Origin of the sequence: Klebsiella sp. HMSC16C06 (assembly GCF_001808325.1) — a bacterium.
In the GTDB taxonomy this organism is placed as follows: domain Bacteria; phylum Pseudomonadota; class Gammaproteobacteria; order Enterobacterales; family Enterobacteriaceae; genus Klebsiella; species Klebsiella variicola.
Genome location: NZ_KV793013.1, coordinates 1 through 17,755, shown reverse-complemented (window position 1 = coordinate 17,755; position 17,755 = coordinate 1). Strand labels below are relative to the sequence as shown.

Annotated in this window: 14 protein-coding genes and 1 tRNA gene; 10 read left to right on the top strand and 5 right to left on the bottom strand. The window is 61.1% G+C overall.

Annotated features, from left to right (window positions below; genetic code table 11):
- Positions 1-115: 115 nt before the first annotated feature.
- Positions 116-200: transfer RNA gene (locus tag HMPREF3142_RS22180), tRNA-Leu, on the bottom strand.
- Positions 201-784: 584 nt separating this feature from the next.
- Between HMPREF3142_RS22180 and HMPREF3142_RS22175 the strand changes: the two genes are divergently transcribed.
- The 8 genes from HMPREF3142_RS22175 to HMPREF3142_RS22140 all read left to right on the top strand — a co-directional run bounded on the left by HMPREF3142_RS22175 (position 785) and on the right by HMPREF3142_RS22140 (position 9,171).
- Entirely contained in the window at positions 785-1,465 is a 681-nt protein-coding gene (locus HMPREF3142_RS22175; RefSeq protein ID WP_048331340.1) for a carbonic anhydrase, read from the top strand.
- Positions 1,462-2,931 carry a SulP family inorganic anion transporter gene (locus HMPREF3142_RS22170; RefSeq protein WP_070612593.1) on the top strand — a complete coding sequence of 490 codons (1,470 nt, stop codon included), beginning with the start codon at positions 1,462-1,464 and terminating at the stop codon, positions 2,929-2,931. The genes HMPREF3142_RS22175 and HMPREF3142_RS22170 overlap by 4 nt, the downstream gene beginning before the upstream one ends.
- Before the next feature lie 111 nt (positions 2,932-3,042).
- Entirely contained in the window at positions 3,043-4,062 is a 1,020-nt protein-coding gene (ahr, locus tag HMPREF3142_RS22165; protein ID WP_004178400.1) for an NADPH-dependent aldehyde reductase Ahr, read from the top strand.
- Positions 4,063-4,192: 130 nt separating this feature from the next.
- On the top strand, positions 4,193-5,077 hold the full coding sequence (locus HMPREF3142_RS22160) for a carbohydrate ABC transporter permease (RefSeq protein WP_165473994.1): 885 nt from the start codon (positions 4,193-4,195) through the stop codon (positions 5,075-5,077).
- On the top strand, positions 5,067-5,954 hold the full coding sequence (locus HMPREF3142_RS22155) for a carbohydrate ABC transporter permease (protein ID WP_064166224.1): 888 nt from the start codon (positions 5,067-5,069) through the stop codon (positions 5,952-5,954). Before HMPREF3142_RS22160 ends, HMPREF3142_RS22155 begins: the two co-directional genes overlap by 11 nt.
- A 10-nt stretch (positions 5,955-5,964) precedes the next feature.
- Complete coding sequence (locus HMPREF3142_RS22150) at positions 5,965-6,789, top strand: phosphodiesterase (protein ID WP_023296943.1); 825 nt, start codon at positions 5,965-5,967, stop codon at positions 6,787-6,789.
- 5 nt (positions 6,790-6,794) lie between these two features.
- A complete protein-coding gene (locus HMPREF3142_RS22145) occupies positions 6,795-7,868 on the top strand; it encodes an ABC transporter ATP-binding protein (protein ID WP_070612591.1) in 1,074 nt (357 codons plus the stop codon).
- Positions 7,861-9,171 (top strand): ABC transporter substrate-binding protein, encoded by a 1,311-nt coding sequence (locus HMPREF3142_RS22140; RefSeq protein ID WP_023323534.1) that lies wholly within the window; start codon positions 7,861-7,863, stop codon positions 9,169-9,171. The genes HMPREF3142_RS22145 and HMPREF3142_RS22140 overlap by 8 nt, the downstream gene beginning before the upstream one ends.
- A 144-nt stretch (positions 9,172-9,315) precedes the next feature.
- Here HMPREF3142_RS22140 and iolE read toward each other — a convergent pair whose 3' ends face one another.
- Genes iolE through iolD form a run of 4 tightly spaced genes read right to left on the bottom strand, consistent with a single transcriptional unit; the run spans position 9,316 to position 14,165 of the window.
- A complete protein-coding gene (gene iolE / locus HMPREF3142_RS22135) occupies positions 9,316-10,215 on the bottom strand; it encodes a myo-inosose-2 dehydratase (protein WP_049157920.1) in 900 nt (299 codons plus the stop codon).
- Between the two features lie 23 nt (positions 10,216-10,238).
- Positions 10,239-11,123, bottom strand: a complete 885-nt coding sequence (locus tag HMPREF3142_RS22130) for a sugar phosphate isomerase/epimerase family protein (protein ID WP_004152193.1) — start codon at positions 11,121-11,123, stop codon at positions 10,239-10,241.
- 41 nt (positions 11,124-11,164) lie between these two features.
- Positions 11,165-12,178, bottom strand: a complete 1,014-nt coding sequence (locus tag HMPREF3142_RS22125) for a bifunctional inositol 2-dehydrogenase/D-chiro-inositol 1-dehydrogenase (RefSeq protein WP_004152192.1) — start codon at positions 12,176-12,178, stop codon at positions 11,165-11,167.
- Between the two features lie 46 nt (positions 12,179-12,224).
- On the bottom strand, positions 12,225-14,165 hold the full coding sequence (iolD, locus tag HMPREF3142_RS22120; RefSeq protein ID WP_004152191.1) for a 3D-(3,5/4)-trihydroxycyclohexane-1,2-dione acylhydrolase (decyclizing): 1,941 nt from the start codon (positions 14,163-14,165) through the stop codon (positions 12,225-12,227).
- Positions 14,166-14,670: 505 nt separating this feature from the next.
- On the opposite strand from iolD, the gene HMPREF3142_RS22115 reads away from it, so the two are divergent.
- Together HMPREF3142_RS22115 and HMPREF3142_RS22110 are read left to right on the top strand one after the other, a co-directional pair.
- Complete coding sequence (locus HMPREF3142_RS22115; RefSeq protein ID WP_070612589.1) at positions 14,671-16,584, top strand: bifunctional 5-dehydro-2-deoxygluconokinase/5-dehydro-2-deoxyphosphogluconate aldolase; 1,914 nt, start codon at positions 14,671-14,673, stop codon at positions 16,582-16,584.
- Between the two features lie 151 nt (positions 16,585-16,735).
- The gene (locus HMPREF3142_RS22110; protein WP_004152190.1) at positions 16,736-17,593 is read left to right on the top strand and encodes a MurR/RpiR family transcriptional regulator; all 858 of its coding nucleotides are present in this window, start codon (positions 16,736-16,738) and stop codon (positions 17,591-17,593) included.
- Positions 17,594-17,755: the final 162 nt, after the last annotated feature.

The window sequence follows — 17,755 nt, the reverse complement described above, 5'->3', positions numbered from 1 at the left end:
GGCTTTATAAACAAAAAAAGCCGGAGATGCGGCCATTTTGTAGTTGCCGTCAACATCCAGCTTCATTGTACAACGTCTTGATTGTTGTAGGTTTTCCGATTATCACAATCGTTTTTGGTGCCGAAGGCCGGACTCGAACCGGCACGTATTTCTACGGTTGATTTTGAATCAACTGCGTCTACCGATTTCGCCACTTCGGCACTGAAGGGGATGCGGAAACGTTCTGGATTATACCTGTCGGCGCCGGTCATGCAAGCAACAGCGTGTCGCCATCGCGCTAAGTGTTGAAAAAAACAGCGCTATCCTGCGCGGCGTCAGCTTTTACCGCCGTTCCGGGGCACCAATACCACCTACAAACCTCATCGCCCCCTCCCGCGCCCCCAACTCCCCCTGCCAGCCACACCACTTGCCACCCAAACCCCACTCAAACTTATCTCAAATTTTTCTCACATCACTCTCACCCACATACCTCAACACAACCCAACGCTCCCCCACCTATCCCCAATATCCAAACCTCCAATATTCCCCCCAACCCCGCCCGCCACCATTCCCATATATTCCAGAAAGTTTTATTCAATGCCTTTTTGTTATTCATCCACCCCGCAGCCAAATATTAATTTCATCAATATTTTTATAACTTTACATTAATGAAAAGTTTTCTTTTTGCCGTTTATTCCAGGATTTTCCTCAGGCGTGAAGGGTTCCGGTAAACACTATTTTTACTAGTCGCTGTACGAGTCTTGATGGACATATTCACTCGATGAATTAACTCAGGAGAATACTTGTGACGACGTTAAAACCTTTGCTGGCCCGCAACCGCAGCTGGGCGCTGCAGAAGTGTCAGCATGACCCGGACTATTTCGAAAAATGGGTCGACGGGCAGCGGCCCCACTCGCTGTGGATCGGCTGCTCCGACAGCCGCGTGCCCGCCGAGGTGCTCACCGGCAGCCAGCCCGGCGAGCTCTTTGTCCACCGCAATATCGCCAACATGCTCGATCCCGCCGACGACAACGTCATGAGCGTCCTGCAGTATGCCCTGCACTATCTTGAGGTGGAGCGGGTGGTGCTCTGCGGCCACTACGGCTGCGGCGGCGTGCAGGCGGCGCTCTCCCTGCCCACCCTGCCGCTGGCGCAGGAGTCCTCGGCGCTGGCTCGCCGCATCGGCCAGTTGCGCCACACCCTGCATCACGAAATTGCGCAGATTGCCGATGGGTGTGGTGTGGCGGCCTCCCCCGGCGCCAGCACCAGCGCCAGCGCCGACGCGGAGCGTTCTCGCCATGCGCTGGACGCCCTGGTGGAAGCCAACGTTCGCGCCCAGTTCACCCGTCTGCTGGAGAGTGAACCGGTGCAGACGGTGCTCGCCAGCGGGCGACCGCTCAGCCTGCACGGCTGCGTCTACGATCTGGCTTCCGGCCATTTAACCACCCTCGTCGAACACCTCTCACCGCAGGAGCACGCCCCATGAATACGTTTCGTCAGGACTTTCTCGCCGGCATCGTCGTCTTCCTTGTCGCCCTGCCGCTGTGCCTCGGCATCGCCCAGGCCAGCGGCTTACCGCCCTTCGTCGGCCTGCTGACCGGCATCATCGGCGGCCTGGTCGTCACCGCCCTCAGCCCCTCCCGTTTCGCCGTCAGCGGCCCCGCCGCCGGACTGGTCACCATCGTCGTCGCCGCCATTGAATCCCTGGGTTCCTTCTCCGTCTTCCTGATGGCGCTGGTGCTGGCCGGCGTGCTGCAGCTGCTGTTCGGCATCCTGCGGGCCGGGCGCTTTATCTCGCTGGTTCCCGCCAGCGTCATCAAAGGCATGCTGGCGGCGATCGGCATCCTGCTGATTATGCAGCAGATCCCCGTCGCGCTCGGCACGGCGGAAGAGACCGGGCTTGCCGAAGTGGTTCAGGGCAATGCCGCTTTCTCCATCAAGGCGATTGCTGTCGCCGCGGGCGGTCTGCTGGTGCTCTGGCTGTGGGGCTCGCCGCTTATCCGCCGGGTGAAGAGCCTGCGCTGGATCCCCGGGCCGCTGATCGCCGTCCTGCTCGGCTGCGTGACCACCCTGCTGCTGACCCATTTTGCGCCGCAGCAGCTGGCCGCCCTACCGCGTATTACCCTGCCGGCGTTCGGCAGCCTCGGCGATCTGCTGGGTGAGCTGGAGTCTCCCGCATGGAGCGCGTGGCGCAATCCGTCGGTGTGGGTGGTGGCGGTGACCCTGGCGCTGGTCGCCAGCCTCGAAACCCTGCTCAGCCAGGAGGCGCTGAAAAAGCTGCGCCCGCAAAATCCGCCCCCTTCGCCGAACCGCGAAATGGTCGCCCAGGGCGTCGGCAATCTGCTCTCCGGCGTGCTGGGGGCGATGCCGATCACCGCGGTGATCGTCCGCAGCTCGGTGAACGTCAGCAATGGCGCGCAGAGCAAGCTGTCGATCTTTATCCATGGCGTCCTGCTGTTAATCTGCGGCCTGTGGTTCAGCGGCCTGCTGACCTTAATCCCGCTCGCCAGCCTCGCCGCCGTGCTGCTGTATACCGGCTATAAGCTGGCGACGCCGCGGCTGTTCATCGAGCAGTTCCGCCAGGGTGCGGCGCAGTACGTCCCGTTCCTCGCCACCATCGGCGGGATTATCGCCTTCGGCATGCTGGCGGGGATCGGGATTGGTCTTGCCACCCAGATGGCGTTCAGCCTCTGGCGCAGCCATCGCCACTCGCTGCAGCTGGCGCGCTACGATGACCACTACGTGCTGCGCATCCAGCAGAATCTGACCTTTATGCACAATCCGCATCTGCTGGCCCTGCTGGCGAAGATTCCGGAAAAGAGCGTGGTGATCGTCGAGCACGACAGCGTCGGCTACCTCGACCCGGACGTGCAGGCGGTGCTGGATGATTTTGCCGAGAACGCCCCGCAGCGCGGCATCCAGCTTAATCAGTGGCCGCTGGCCAGCCGCTGACCTTAACGGGCGGCTGGTCCGCCCGCTGCGCGACCCCTCCGATTGCCAAGCGCCGGGGAATACCATGCTCTACACTTTCTGGGTTATTACGCCAACCCCAAGGAAATAAACATGAGCATCATTAAAAGCTACGCCGCCAAAGAAGCGGGCGCCGATCTGTCGCTGTGGGAATACGATGCCGGCGAGCTGCAGCCGGAAGATGTCGAAGTTGAAGTGGAATACTGCGGGATCTGCCATTCGGACCTGTCGATGATCGACAACGAATGGGGCATGTCGAGCTACCCGCTGGTGGCCGGTCACGAGGTGATTGGCCGGGTGGCGGCGCTGGGCAGCGCGGCGCAGGATAAAGGGCTGAAGATTGGCCAGAAGGTCGGCATCGGCTGGACGGCGCGCAGCTGCGGCCATTGCGACGCCTGCATCAGCGGCAATCAGATCAACTGTCTGGAAGGCTCGGTGCCGACCATTCTTAACCGCGGCGGCTTCGCCAATAAGCTGCGCGCCGACTGGCAGTGGGTGATCCCCCTGCCGGAGAGCATCGATCTGGCGTCCGCCGGCCCGATGCTGTGCGGCGGCATCACCGTCTTTAAACCGCTGCTGACCCACCACGTCACCGCCACCAGCCGCGTCGGGGTGATCGGCATCGGCGGCCTCGGCCATATCGCCATTAAGCTGCTGCGGGCGATGGGCGCGGAAGTGACCGCCTTCAGCTCCAACCCGGCCAAAGAGCAGGAAGTGCTGGCGATGGGCGCCGATCGCGTGGTCAACAGCCGCGATCCTGAAGCCTTAAAAGCGCTGGCCGGTCAGTTTGACTTGATCATCAACACCGTGGCGGTGGATCTCGACTGGCAGCCGTACTTCGAAGCCCTGGCTTACGGCGGCAACTTCCATACCGTCGGCGCGGTGATGAAGCCGTTCCCGGTGCCGGCCTTTACCCTTATCGGCGGCGACCGCAGCATCTCCGGCTCGGCGACCGGTAACCCGTCCGAACTGCGCACGCTGATGAAGTTCGCCGGGCGCAGCAAAGTGGCGCCAACCACCGAGCTGTTCCCGATGTCGCAGATTAACGAAGCGCTGAAGCACGTTCGCGAAGGCAAAGCCCGCTACCGCGCGGTGCTGAAAGCCGACTTCTGATGGTTCTCTCCCGCCGGGCGGCCCGCTCGCCCGGCGTTTTCCCCGTCGCTTCATCAAACCGTCATCTCCCCGCCATGCCTCTGTAGTCATTGCTTCCCACAATCCGGGCTTCGATAAATGGCTGAACGAGATGCGCGTCACCATGAGAAAGACCTGGCTTCCCTGGCTGATCCTGTCGCCTTCCCTGCTGTTTTTACTGCTGTTTACCTGGTTCCCGCTGGGGCGTTCGGTGTATGACAGCCTGTTTGATACCCGCATGGCCAGCGACGGCGCGCAGTACGTCGGCCTGGATAACTTCGTCCGCCTGTTTGCCGATCACGTCTTCTGGCAGTCGCTGGGCAATAACCTGCTCTATATCCTGCTGACGGTAGTTCCCGGGGTGACGCTCGCCCTGCTGCTGGCGGTCGCCCTCAGCGAGAACCATCGCGTCAACCGCTGGCTGCGCACCGCCTTTTTCTTCCCGATGATTATCCCGATGGTCAGCGCCGCCGCGCTGTGGCTGTTTATCTTTATGCCCGGCCTCGGCCTGCTCGACCACTATCTGGCGAAGCTGTTCGGGCCGATGAACAACAACTGGCTGGGGCGCAGCAACAGCGCGCTGCTGGCCCTGGCGCTGATCGGCGTATGGAAGTTCGCCGGCTACTACATGCTGTTTTTCCTCGCCGGGTTGCAGAGCATTCCGGCCTCGACGCGGGAAGCGGCGCTGATGGAGGGGGCTACCCGCACGCAGGTCTTTTTTAAGGTCACGCTACCGCTGCTGCGCCCGACCCTGAGCTTTGTGATCACCACCGCGCTGATCTACTCCATCACCCAGATCGACCACGTGGCGGTGATGACCCGCGGCGGGCCGGACAACGCCACCACCGTGCTGCTCTATTACATCCAGAATCTCGCCTGGGATACCCACGACCTCGGCAAAGCCTCCGCCGCCACCTTCCTGACCCTGGCCGGGCTGTTCGCCTTCTCGCTGATTAACCTGAAACTGCTGGAGAAAGGAGCCCACTATGAGCGCTGACATCTCGCCGCTGCTGGTCCGCACGCCCGCCGCTACGCGTCCGCTGTGGCTGCGCCTGCGCCGCTCGTCGCCCTTTACGCTGACGGTATTAATGTGCTGCCTGGCGCTGCTGTGGATCAGCCCGTTTATCTGGATGCTGGCGACCTCGTTCAGCGCTACCACCTTCGGGGAAGATATGGCCTCGCTGCTGCCGCGCCTGCCGCTGACCCTCGATAACTTCCGCGACGCCTGGAACAGCGCCGACTGGCTGAGCCTGTATGCCAACACCCTTATCTTCACCTTCGGCACCTTCTTCGTGCAGCTGTTGACCATCACCACCGCCGGGTACGTCTTCGCCTGTCACGAATTTCGCGGCAAGCAGACGCTGTTTCTCCTGTTCCTCGTCCAGCTGATGATCATGCCGGTGGTGATGATGGTGCCGAACATGCTGACCCTGAAAACCTTCGGCCTGCTCAACACCCTCACCGGGGTGATGATGCCCTACTTCACCTCGGCGTTCGGCGTGTTCCTGATGCGTCAGGCGTTCCTCGCCATCCCGAAAGAGCTGGAAGAGGCGGCGCTGATGGAGGGCTGCCGCTGGTGGCAGGTGCTGTTCCGCGTGCTGCTGCCGATGTCCTGGCCGTCAGTGCTGGCCTTCGCCACCGTCAGCATTACCTACCACTGGAACGAGTACCTGTGGCCGCTGATGATGCTCAACGATCCCGATAAGCAGGTGCTGACCGTCGGGCTGGTCTCCTTCGCCATGGGCGCCGAATCCGGCGGCCAGTGGGGCACCATCGGCGCCGGGACGCTGATGGTCTGCCTGCCGCTGATGCTGGCGTTCATCCTTTTTCAGAAACAGTTCCTGCGGAGCTTCGGCTTCTCCGGGATCAAATAAGGAGTGATTCATGCTGTTAGCGCACATTTCCGATACCCATTTCCGCAGCCGCGGCGAGAAGCTGTACGGCTTTATCGACGTCAATGCCGCCAACGCCGACGTGGTCTCCCAGCTTAACGCGCTGCGCGAGCGCCCGGACGCGGTGGTGGTGAGCGGGGATATCGTCAACTGCGGCCGCCCGGAGGAGTATCAGGTGGCCCGCCAGATCCTCGGCAGCCTGAACTATCCGCTGTATCTGATCCCCGGCAACCACGACGACAAAGCCCATTTTCTGGAGCATCTTCACCCGCTGTGCCCGCAGCTGGGCAACGATCCGCAAAATATGCGCTATGCGGTGGATGATTTCGCCACCCGCCTGCTGTTTATCGACTCCAGTCACGCCGGCACGTCAAAAGGCTGGCTGACCGACGAGACCATCGGCTGGCTGGAGGCGCAGCTGTTCGAGGGCGGCGACAAACCGGCAACGGTGTTTATGCACCACCCGCCGCTGCCGCTGGGCAATGCGCAGATGGACCCGATCGCCTGCGAAAACGGCCACCGTCTGCTGGCGCTGGTGGAGCGTTTCCCGTCGCTGACGCGCATCTTCTGCGGCCATAACCACAGCCTGACCATGACCCAGTATCGCCAGGCGCTGATCTCCACCATTCCCGGCACCGTCCATCAGGTACCGTACTGCCACGAAGACACCCGGCCCTATTACGACCTCTCCCCGGCGTCGTGCCTGATGCACCGCCAGGTCGGCGAGCAGTGGGTGAGCTACCAGCACTCGCTGGCCCACTACGCCGGGCCGTGGCTGTACGACGAAAACATCAGTTGTCCAACGGAAGAGCGCTAACCGCCATGCTCAGTCTGCAAAACATCAGTAAACGTTTCGACGGCAAACCGGCGCTCAGCGCCCTGTCGCTGGATATTCACGAAGGTGAATTCGTGGTGCTGGTCGGCCCGTCGGGCTGCGGGAAAAGCACCCTGCTGCGCCTGCTCGCCGGCCTGGAGCCGGTCAGCGAAGGCCAAATCTGGCTGCATGATGAGAACATCACCGCCACCACGCCGCGCGAGCGCAACTTCGCGATGATCTTCCAGAACTATGCCCTGTTTCCGCATCTGTCGGTGCGCGACAACATCACCTTCGGCATGAAAGTGCGCAAGGAAGAGAAAAGCAGCTGGCAGCCACGGGTGGATAAAGTGGCGCAGATGCTGCAGCTGGAGGCGCTGCTCGACCGCAAACCGGCGAAGCTCTCCGGCGGCCAGCGCCAGCGGGTGGCGATGGCCCGGGCGATTGTGCGCAATCCGCGGCTGTTCCTGATGGACGAGCCGCTCTCCAACCTCGACGCCCGCCTGCGCAGCGAAGTGCGCGACAGCATTATGGCCCTCCACCAGCAGCTGAAAACCAGCACCATCTATGTGACCCACGACCAGACCGAGGCGATGTCGATGGCCGACCGCATCGTGGTGATGAACGGCGGCCACGTACAGCAGGTCGGGCGCCCGGAGTATCTGTACGCCAACCCGGCCAACCTGTTCGTCGCCGGGTTTATCGGTTCGCCGGCGATGAACCTGCTGTCGCTGCCCTGCGCCAATGGTGACGTACTGTTGGGAGAACAGCGCTATCCGCTGCCGCCGCGCCACCGGGATCAGACCCGCGTCTGGCTGGGCGTTCGCCCGGAACATATTACCGACCGCGTGGAAGAGGGCCATCTGCGCCTCCCGGCCACCGTTCTGCAACGAGAACTGATGGGAGCCGACTACCTGCTCCACGTCAGCACCCCGATCGGCACCCTGCGCTTTAGCCGCCGCCACCGCGGCACGGTGCCGGAGAAAGGCGAGTCGCTACTGGTCGGCTTCTCGCCTGCCGATGTGCATCTTTTTCATGCTGAGACCCAGCATAATTTACTGATGGAGTGTAATCATGTTTAAACCTCTTACGGTAGTCGCGGTTGGCCTCAGTCTTGCCCTGAGCGGCGCGGCGCTGGCAAAAGAGAAAATAGACTTCATGTTCCCGGCGCCGGTGGACGGCAAGCTGACCATGGAGATGACCCGCGTCATTAAGCAATTCAACGACTCGCAGCAGGATGTCGAAGTGCGCGGCATCTTCACCGGCAACTACGACACCACCAAGATCAAAGCCGAATCGGCGCAGAAGGCCGGCCAGCCGCCGGCGCTGGTGATCATGTCCGCCAACTTCACCACCGATCTGGCGCTGAAGGATGAGATCCTGCCGATGGACGAGCTGTTTAAATATGGCGATCAAAAGGCTGGCGATTTTCTGCAAAAGGAATTCTGGCCCGCGATGCATAAGAACGCCCAGGTGATGGGCACCACCTATGCGATCCCGTTCCATAACTCGACGCCGATCCTCTACTACAACAAGACGATGTTCGATCAGGCCGGGATCAAACAGCCGCCGCAGACCTGGGCCGAGCTGCTGGCCGATGCCAAAAAGCTGACCGACGAGAGCAAAGGCCAGTGGGGGATCATGCTGCCGTCGACCAACGACGACTACGGCGGCTGGATCTTCTCGGCACTGGTGCGCGCCAACGGCGGGAAATACTTTAACGAAGACTATCCTGGCGAGGTCTATTACAACTCGCCGACCGCCATCGGCGCCCTGCGCTTCTGGCAGGATCTGATTTACAAGGACAAGGTAATGCCGTCCGGGGTGCTGAACTCGAAGCAGATCAGCGCCGCGTTCTTCTCCGGTAAGCTCGGGATGGCGATGCTCAGCACTGGCGCGCTGGGCTTTATGCGCGAGAACAGCAAAGACTTTGAGCTTGGGGTGGCGATGCTGCCGGCCAAAGAGCAGCGCGCGGTGCCGATCGGCGGCGCCAGCCTGGTGAGCTTTAAAGGCATCAACGAGGCGCAGAAGAAAGCGGCGTATCAGTTCCTGACCTATCTGGTGAGCCCCGACGTGAACGGCGCGTGGAGCCGCTTTACCGGCTACTTCTCGCCGCGCAAGGCGTCATACGATACGCCGGAGATGAAGGCCTATCTGCAGCAGGATCCGCGGGCGGCGATCGCGCTTGAGCAGCTGAAGTACGCCCATCCGTGGTACTCCACCTGGGAGACCGTGGCGGTGCGTAAGGCGATGGAGAACCAGCTGGCGGCGGTGGTCAATGATGCCAAAGTAACGCCGGAAGCGGCGGTTCAGGCGGCGCAGAAGGAAGCCGACGCGCTGATGAAACCTTATGTGGATAAGACCGCGCTGGCGGAAGTGAAGTGACGCTTTACCCGTCATCGTCACCCTCACCCTGGCCCTCTCCCTGAGGGAGAGGGGACGGTACGGCGCCGTGGTTAAGCCCTGAGTCCGGTTGAGGAAGGAAAAAAAGCAGGCCATACCCGGTATGGCCTGAAAATGTCACAACGATTAGATCCCTGCCGTTTCGCGGATATATTTGCGCGCTTTGACGGCGTATTCGAAAGGATTGGCCAGGGCAGGATCCTGCTCTGCTTCCACCACCATCCAGCCTTTATAGCCAAAGTCGTCCAGCAGCTTGAACACCGGACGGAAATCGATCACCCCGTCGCCCGGGACGGTGAAGGTGCCTTTTTTCACGCCGTCGAGGAACGACAGGCTGTCGCGGCGCACCTGGTCGATCACCGGCGGACGGACGTCTTTCAGGTGAACGTGGTTGATGCGCGGCAGATACTTTTTGAGGATCGCCAGCATCGGCGCTTCGCCGCCTTCGGAATACCAGGCATGGCCGGTATCGAACAGCAGGAAGACGCGCTCGTCCACCAGCGACATAAATTTGTCGATTTCCGCGGTGGTCTGAATGCCGGTGCCCATGTGGTGGTGCAGACAGACCTGCATCCCCTTCTCCGCCGCCAGGCGGCCGAGGGTGTTGTAGCCTTCCGCCACCCGCTGCCACTCCTCTTCGCTGAAGCACGGCTTCGCATCGCCGAGGATCGGTTTATCCAGCCCCTGGATGCTGCCGCTCTGCTCGGAGCAGCCAATCACTTTCGCGCCCATCGCATGAAGGAAGTTCATGTGATTGACGAATTCATCAATGGTTTTTTCCCGCTGGCCGTTGGCGAAAAAGGTGCTGAACCAGGCGTTGCAGATCTGAATGCCGCGGATATCCAGCATCGGCTTGAGGACCGCCGGGTCGCGCGGATATTTGCTGCCGACTTCGCTGCCGGTAAAGCCGGCCAGCGCCATTTCGCTGACGATCTGCTGGAAGGTGTTTTCGCTGCCGAGCTCCGGCATATCATCGTTAGTCCAGCCGATCGGGGCGATAGCCAGTTTGACGTTATCTTTGTTCATAGTAGGGCTCCTGCCGCTGCGCCTTACCGGCGCAGCAATTCACGTTCAATGAGTTCACGGGTTTCCACTGCCTGGTATTTCATTTTTTCCGGGTAGCCAAACAGCGAGGTGGCGACAATCGGCTCCCCGCCGACCTTGAAGGTCTGCTCGGCGAATTTCATTTCGCGCAGGGTGCGGAACAGCGCGTCGAAATCCACATCCCCTTCCCCGACGCCTACGTGCTGGTGCACCACGGCATCCACGCCCGGCGGGTTAACGATATAGCGGCAATGTTTCGTATGGTTGCGGGTATCCGCAATCAGGACATGGGAGAGATCGCTCCCGGCATAGCGCAGCATGCTCGCCACATCGCCGACGCCTTTGTCGTAGAAAAAGGTGTGCGGCACGCTGTAGACGTACTTCACGTTATCGCTGCGGAACGACTTCACAATATCGACGGTTTCATTGTTCTCTTCGCAGAAATCCCAGGGATGCGCCTGGATCTCCACGCGGATGCCTTCCCGCTCAAAAATCGGCAACAGCTCTTCCATTGAGCGATAGAACATTTCATCGCAGATTTCGGGCTGATTCGGATCGCCGGAGAACTCGGTGTTGATCACCTGAACGCCCATCTCCACCGCAATTTCCACCAGCCGTTTCCAGTTTTTCACCGCCGCCTGACGGCGCAGTTCGTCCGGGCCGGACCAGCGGTAGACGCAGATAAACGACGACAGCTCAAGGCCGGTATCGCGCAGCGCCTGCTTGTACTCCGCCATGATCTCCCGGCTGGCGCGCGGGTGCTTGTAGAACGGGTTAATCTGCGGGTGCGGCGACTGTTCAATGTACTTGTAGCCCCACTCCGCTACCTGATGGACCATGCGGGTGATCCCGAGGTCCTTAATCACATCCACATCAAAGGCAATTTTCATCGTCGTTACCTGTGCAAAGAAGTTCCGTCAGCAAAACGCGCTTAACGTTTGTAGAATGCCGGGCACTCAGGCAGCGTCACCTCAACCGGCTCGCTGGTTCCCTGCGCTTTAATGCAGGCGTCCGCCGCCACCGACGCCGCGTAGCCGTCCCAGGCCGACGGGCCGTGCAGCTGGCCAGCTTTGACGTCGTTGATAAAGGCCTGCAGCTCGACGTCGTAGGCTTTGATAAAGCGGTCTTTCCAGTCGGTGAGAATGGCGGTCGACAGACTGGCGGACTTGCGCATCTGGACGGCAGACGGCTCCGGCAGACGGGCAATCCCGGTTTCGCCGACCACTTCGCACTGGATGTCATACCCGTACTGGCAGTTCACGAACACTTCGACGTCGATCAGGGTGCCTTTTTTGGTTTCAAAGGAGACGATCTGCGGATCTTTCAGGCGCGCATGGGTGTGCGAGGTGGAGCGCGGGAAGCGCACCTGCACGGAACGGTAGTCATCGTTCAGCAGCCAGCGCAGCACGTCCAGCTCGTGGATCAGGGTGTTGGTGATCGCCATATCGGTGGTGTAGTTCTCGCCGACTGACTGGTTGCGGTGGGCGCAGCGCAGCATCAGCGGCGCGCCGATATCGCCATCGTCGATCACTTTTTTCAGCGCCAGATAGCCTTCGTCGTACGGGCGCATAAAGCCAACCTGCACCAGACGACGGCCGGCCTTCATTTCAGCATCAACGATGCGGCGGCAGCCTTCCGCAGACATCGCCAGCGGTTTTTCGCAGAACACCGGCTTACCAGCGGCGATGGCAGCCAGGGTGTACTCTTCGTGGGTCGGGTCCCAGGAGGTGACCAGGATGGCATCGACATCGCTGGCGTTAATCACGTCGTGGCCGTCGGCGTAGACTTCCGCCTGCACGCCCGGCAGCGCGACCGCCGCACGGGCGTTGTCGGCATTGATATCAGACACCGCCACAACGGTGGCGCCCTGCAGAACCTGGGTGCAGCGACGGATGTGTTCTTTACCGATAGCGCCAGCGCCGATGACACCTAATTTGAGCGACATAATGGTTTTCTCCGTAAGTCTGTAGGATTCAGGGTAGAGGTTCGTTTTAGTAATCACGCGCCTGGGCGCGCTTTTCATTAATCATTTGCGCCACCTTGCGGATCCGCTCTGAGAGCGCCGTCTGGGCGACTCCGACGTTCCACCAGCTGCCGTATTTGTGCACCATGGTCTTCGGCAGCACTTTAATATCAATCAGGGTGCTGACCGTTTCGCGACGGGCGGCGTCCAGTGCGTGGCGCAGTTCGTCCAGGGTGGTGACGCGCCAGGTTTTGCAGCCGTAGCCGGCGGCGATGGTGGCGAAGTCCACCGGCACCAGGCCGCCCTGCAGCTGGCCGGTTTCCGGCTGGCGGTAGCGGAACTCGGTGCCGAAGCTGTCCATCCCGTGCTCCATCTGCAGGTTGTTGATGCAGCCGTTGGCCATGTTGTCGAACAGCACGACGTTGATCTTCGCCCGCTCCTGCAGGGAGGTGACCAGCTCAGAGTGCAGCATCATGAAGGAGCCATCGCCGACCAGGGAGTAGACTTCGCTCTGCGGCTGCGCCAGCTTCACGCCCAGCGCGGCGTTGACTTCGTATCCCATGCAGGAGTAGCCGTACTCCACGTGGTAGGTGTTTTCCGCGCGATTGCGCCAGACGCGCTGCAGATCGCCTGGCAGGCTGCCCGCCGCCGCGACGATCACCGCCTCGGCCGGCAGCGTTTCATTCAGTACCCCAAGGACGCTGCTCTGGGTCAGGGTGGAGTCGGTGATCTGGCGGAACTCGCGATACACCGATTCACGATCGAGGTGATCGTCGATCTCCGGCACAAAGGATTTTTCCTGCCACACCGCCTGGTAGACGCGCTGGGTCTCTTTTAACTGACGGCTCTGCACGCTCTCGATCTGCGCGCCCCAGCCGGCCTGCCAGCCGCTGTCCGCCAGCGCCGCGTCGAGGGCGGTCATCGCTTCCCGGGCGTCCGCCAGCATGGCAATGCCGTCCAGCTTCCAGGCGTCGAAGTTGCTGACGTTAATATTCAGGAAACGCACCTCCGGGTGCTGGAAAATCCATTTCGAGGCGGTGGTAAAATCGCTGAAGCGGGTGCCGACGCCGATCACCAGGTCGGCCTCTTTCGCCAGCAGGTTCGCCGCCAGACAGCCCGTCTCGCCGACGCCGCCGACGTTCAGGGGGTGAGACGAGACCACCGTCCCCTTCCCGGCCTGGGTTTCGGCGAAGGGCACCCCGTAGCGCTCGGCGAAACGGGACAGCGCTTCGCCCGCGCCGGAGTATTTCACCCCACCGCCGCAGACGATCAGCGGTTTACGGCTGGCTTTGATGGCCGCGACGGCGTCCGCCAGCTGCGCGGCGCTGGCCGGGCGGCGGTCGAGACGGTGCACGCGGCGCGCAAAGAAGGATTCCGGGTAGTCCCAGGCTTCGCCCTGCACATCCTGCGGCAGGCACAGCGTCACCGCGCCGGTTTCCGCAGGGTCGGTCAGGACGCGCATGGCGTTGATGCAGGCGCTCATCAGCTGTTCCGGGCGGGTAATACGGTCCCAGTATTTGCTGACTGCGCGGAAAGCGTCATTGGTGCTGATGCTGAGATCGTAGCTCTGTTCAATCTGCTGGAGCACCGGGTCCGGCTGGCGGGTGGCGAAGACATCGCCCGGCAGCAACAGCAGCGGAATGCGGTTGGCGCTGGCGGTGCCGGCGGCGGTGATCATGTTGGCCGCTCCCGGACCGATGGAGGAGGTGCAGGCGATAATCTGCCGGCGCAGGGCCTGGCGGGCAAAACCGGTGGCCGCGTGGGCCATCCCCTGCTCGTTACGCCCCTGATAGACGCGCATATCGCCGCTGTCCTGCTCCAGCGCCTGCCCCAGCCCCAGGACGTTGCCATGGCCGAAAATCGCGAAAATGCCTTTCACGAATTTCAGCTCTACGCCATCCACCTCCAGGTACTGGTTATCGAGGAACTTCACCAGCGCCTGCGCCGTTGTCAGTCTCAGTTTGCCCATGATGCACAATCCTTATTGTTCAGTATTTGTGTGTGGCGTCGCGCCGATGCCGCCGGGGCCGTCGTTCACGTCACTGGAATACCTGTGGATTATAGGCAAACATTTTTTTCATTAAATACAAATACAGAAGAAATATTTCATTTTGCGAGAGGGATCAAACTCTCTACCCATTTCATACGTTTCACTTACATTCCAGACACGTTTTCGGACCCTTTTTTGCCACGCCACACGACAATATCCCCTTAAAAATCATAGGTAAAGAAACCGCTTCCGGCGTTTCACTTTCCCCTGGGGCGACAGAGGGGCCGATCCACGCTCGCGCGAGGCTCAGTGCGGCAGAGTGGTAGATCCCTCACACTTTTGGTTTTTTAATTTCGAACGAGTTTGCAAATGAAATATTTATTTCTCAAACTAAGGGTAACCAATAACCCTCAGGCTGTTCACGGAGTCGACGTCGGGATCCCGACCCTTCCAGGCAGCAGACACCAAAAAGGAAATCCTAGCTATGAATGCAGCAGTAAAGCGGCTCGACGTCATCTGTATAGGTCGGGTGGCCGTCGACCTCTATGCCCAGCAGATCGGTTCGCGGCTAGAAGACGTTGCCAGTTTCGCGAAATATCTGGGCGGCTCCTCCGGCAACGTGGCCTTTGGCACCGCGATTCAGGGGCTGAAATCGGCCATGCTGGCGCGCGTTGGCGATGAACACAACGGCCGTTTCCTGCGTGAAACGCTCAACCGCGCCGGGGTGGATACGGAGTATCTGATCACCGACAAATCCCGCCTGACCGCGCTGGTGATGCTGGGGATTAAGGATCAGGAGACCTTCCCTCTGATTTTCTACCGCGATAACTGCGCCGATATGGCCTTAACGCCTGACGACATTAGCGAGGAGTATATTGCCTCCTCCCGGGCGCTGGCGGTGACTGGCACCCACCTGTCGCACGCCAACACCCGCGCCGCGGTGCTGAAGGCGCTGGAATACGCTCGTCGTCACGGCCTGCGTACCGCGCTGGATATCGATTACCGTCCGGTGCTGTGGGGGCTCACCTCGCTCGGCGATGGCGAAACCCGTTTCATTGAGTCCGGGCCGGTCACCAGCCAGCTGCAGGAAGTGCTGCATCTGTTCGATTTGGTGGTGGGAACCGAAGAAGAGTTTCATATTGCCGGGGGCAGCACCGATACCCTGACCGCGCTGAAAAATGTGCGCAATGCCACCAAAGCCACCCTCGTCTGCAAGCGCGGGCCGATGGGCTGCGTGGTGCTGGAAGGCGACATCCCGGACAACTGGGACCAGGTGCCGCTGCAGCAGGGCGTGCGCGTGGAGGTTCTCAACGTGCTGGGCGCCGGGGATGCCTTTATGTCGGGCCTGCTGCGCGGCTGGCTCAACGACGAAGGCTGGGAGCAGGCTTGCCGTTACGCCAACGCCTGCGGCGCACTGGTGGTCTCCCGCCACGGCTGCGCGCCGGCGATGCCGACCAAAGTCGAACTCGATGACTACCTGCTGCGTGCCGAATCGGTGCCGCGCCCGGACGTCGACGAGCGCCTCAACCACCTGCACCGGGTCACCAGCCGCCGTCAGCAGTGGCCGGAGCTGTGCATTTTCGCCTTCGACCATCGCAAACAGCTGGCCGACCTGGCACGGGAGACCGGGCGCGATGAAGCCTGCATTCCGCAGCTCAAGCTGTTGTTGTTAGCCGCGGCCGAAGCGGCGGCGCAGGAGGCGGGTCTCGATCAGCGCAGCGGCATTCTGGCCGACGGCACCTACGGCCAGCGTGCGCTCAACGCCATTACCGGCAAGGGCTGGTGGATTGGGCGCCCCATCGAGCTGCCCAGCTCGCGACCGCTGCGTCTGGAGCATGGCAACATCGGCTCGCAGCTGATCGACTGGCCGCTGGAGCATGTCGTCAAATGCCTGGTCTTCTATCATCCTGCCGACCCGGCGGCGCTGCGTGCAGAGCAGGACGCCCTGCTGCTCGAGGTGTGGCAGGCCTGTAACAAGTCAGGCCATGAACTGCTGCTGGAGGTGATCCTGCCGGAAAATGGCCCGGACAAAGACGAGCGCCATTACCACACCATGCTGGAACACTTCTATCAGCTGGGGATCAAGCCGGACTGGTGGAAGCTGCCGCCGCTCTCCAGCGCCAGCTGGCAGCAGATCACCGCCCTTATCGAGCGCGAAGATCCGTGGAGCCGCGGGATCCTGATCCTCGGCCTCGACGCGCCTTCCGACAAACTGCGCGCCGGTTTCGCCGAGGCGGCCGCACACCCGATGATCAAAGGTTTCGCCGTTGGGCGCACCATCTTTGGCCTGCCGTCGCGGCGCTGGATGCAGGGTGAGCTCAGCGATGAGGCCCTGATAGAGGAAGTGAAACGCAACTACCTGACGCTTATTGGCTACTGGCGCGAAGCCCGCCGCTGATCCCCCGACGCCCGTCTCCTTCACCTTGCGGAGCGGGCGTTTTTCTGTTTCTTCGTGAAATGAATCGCGTATTTCGTCGCAATAAATGAAAAATTCGCTTCATTTGGTACACTGGAAGCCATATTCCTTCCATTTTCTCAGAGCGCACTCTATGGCCAATAACCCAACACAGCTGACCATCCTGCAGGATGAAATCAGGCGTCGCTACGATACGTTAAGCAAACGCCTGAAACAGGTCGCCCGCTATATCCTTGATAACAGCAATAGCGTGGCTTTCGATACCGTGGCCTCCATTGCGCAACAGGCGGATGTTCCCCCTTCCACGTTGATTCGTTTTGCCAACGCCTTCGGCTTCAGCGGCTTTAACGAAATGAAACAGATGTTCAAGCAACATTTGATGGAAGAGACCGCCAACTATACCGAGCGCGCCCGTCTGTTCCGCCAGACTACCAGCGATGAGTCCAGCCCGCCGGAAACGCCGACGGAAATCCTCAATATGTTCACGATGGTGAACAACCAGGCCCTGCAGCAGCTGGCGATGCAGACCTCCAGCGATGATCTGGAGCGCGCGGTGGCCCTGCTGGGCGAAGCGGAAAATATCTACGTCATTGGCCTGCGCCGGTCGTTCAGCGTCGCCTCCTATCTGACCTATGCGCTGCGCCACCTCGATCGCAAAGCCTTTCTGATCGACGGCCTCGGCGGCATGTTCACCGAGCAGCTGAGTCTGGTCGGCCCGAAAGACGTGGTGGTGGCGGTGAGCTTCTCGCCGTACGCCCGGGAAGTGGTCGAGCTGGTAGAGCTGGGCGCGCAGCGCAAAGCGCGACAGATCGCGATTACCGACAGCCAGGTCAGCCCGCTGGCGGCCTTCAGCGATGTCTGCTTTGTGGTGCGTGAAGCGCAGGTGGATGGCTTCCGTTCGCAGGTTGCTTCCCTGTGTCTGGCCCAGACGCTGGCGGTTTCGCTGGCGCTGAACAGCAGTCAGGAGTCCGAGGCCAAGCAGAAGGCGTGAGATAAGCCGCCTGGCGTTAGTTGCCCGGCGGAGTCGTATAGGCTTACGGGAGGATCCCGTAGGCCGGATAAGGCATTTATGCCGCCATCCGGCACAGCCACGGGTACGGTGCCTGACTGCCCGGCGGCGCTGCGCTTGCCGGGCCTAAGGTATATGCGCCTG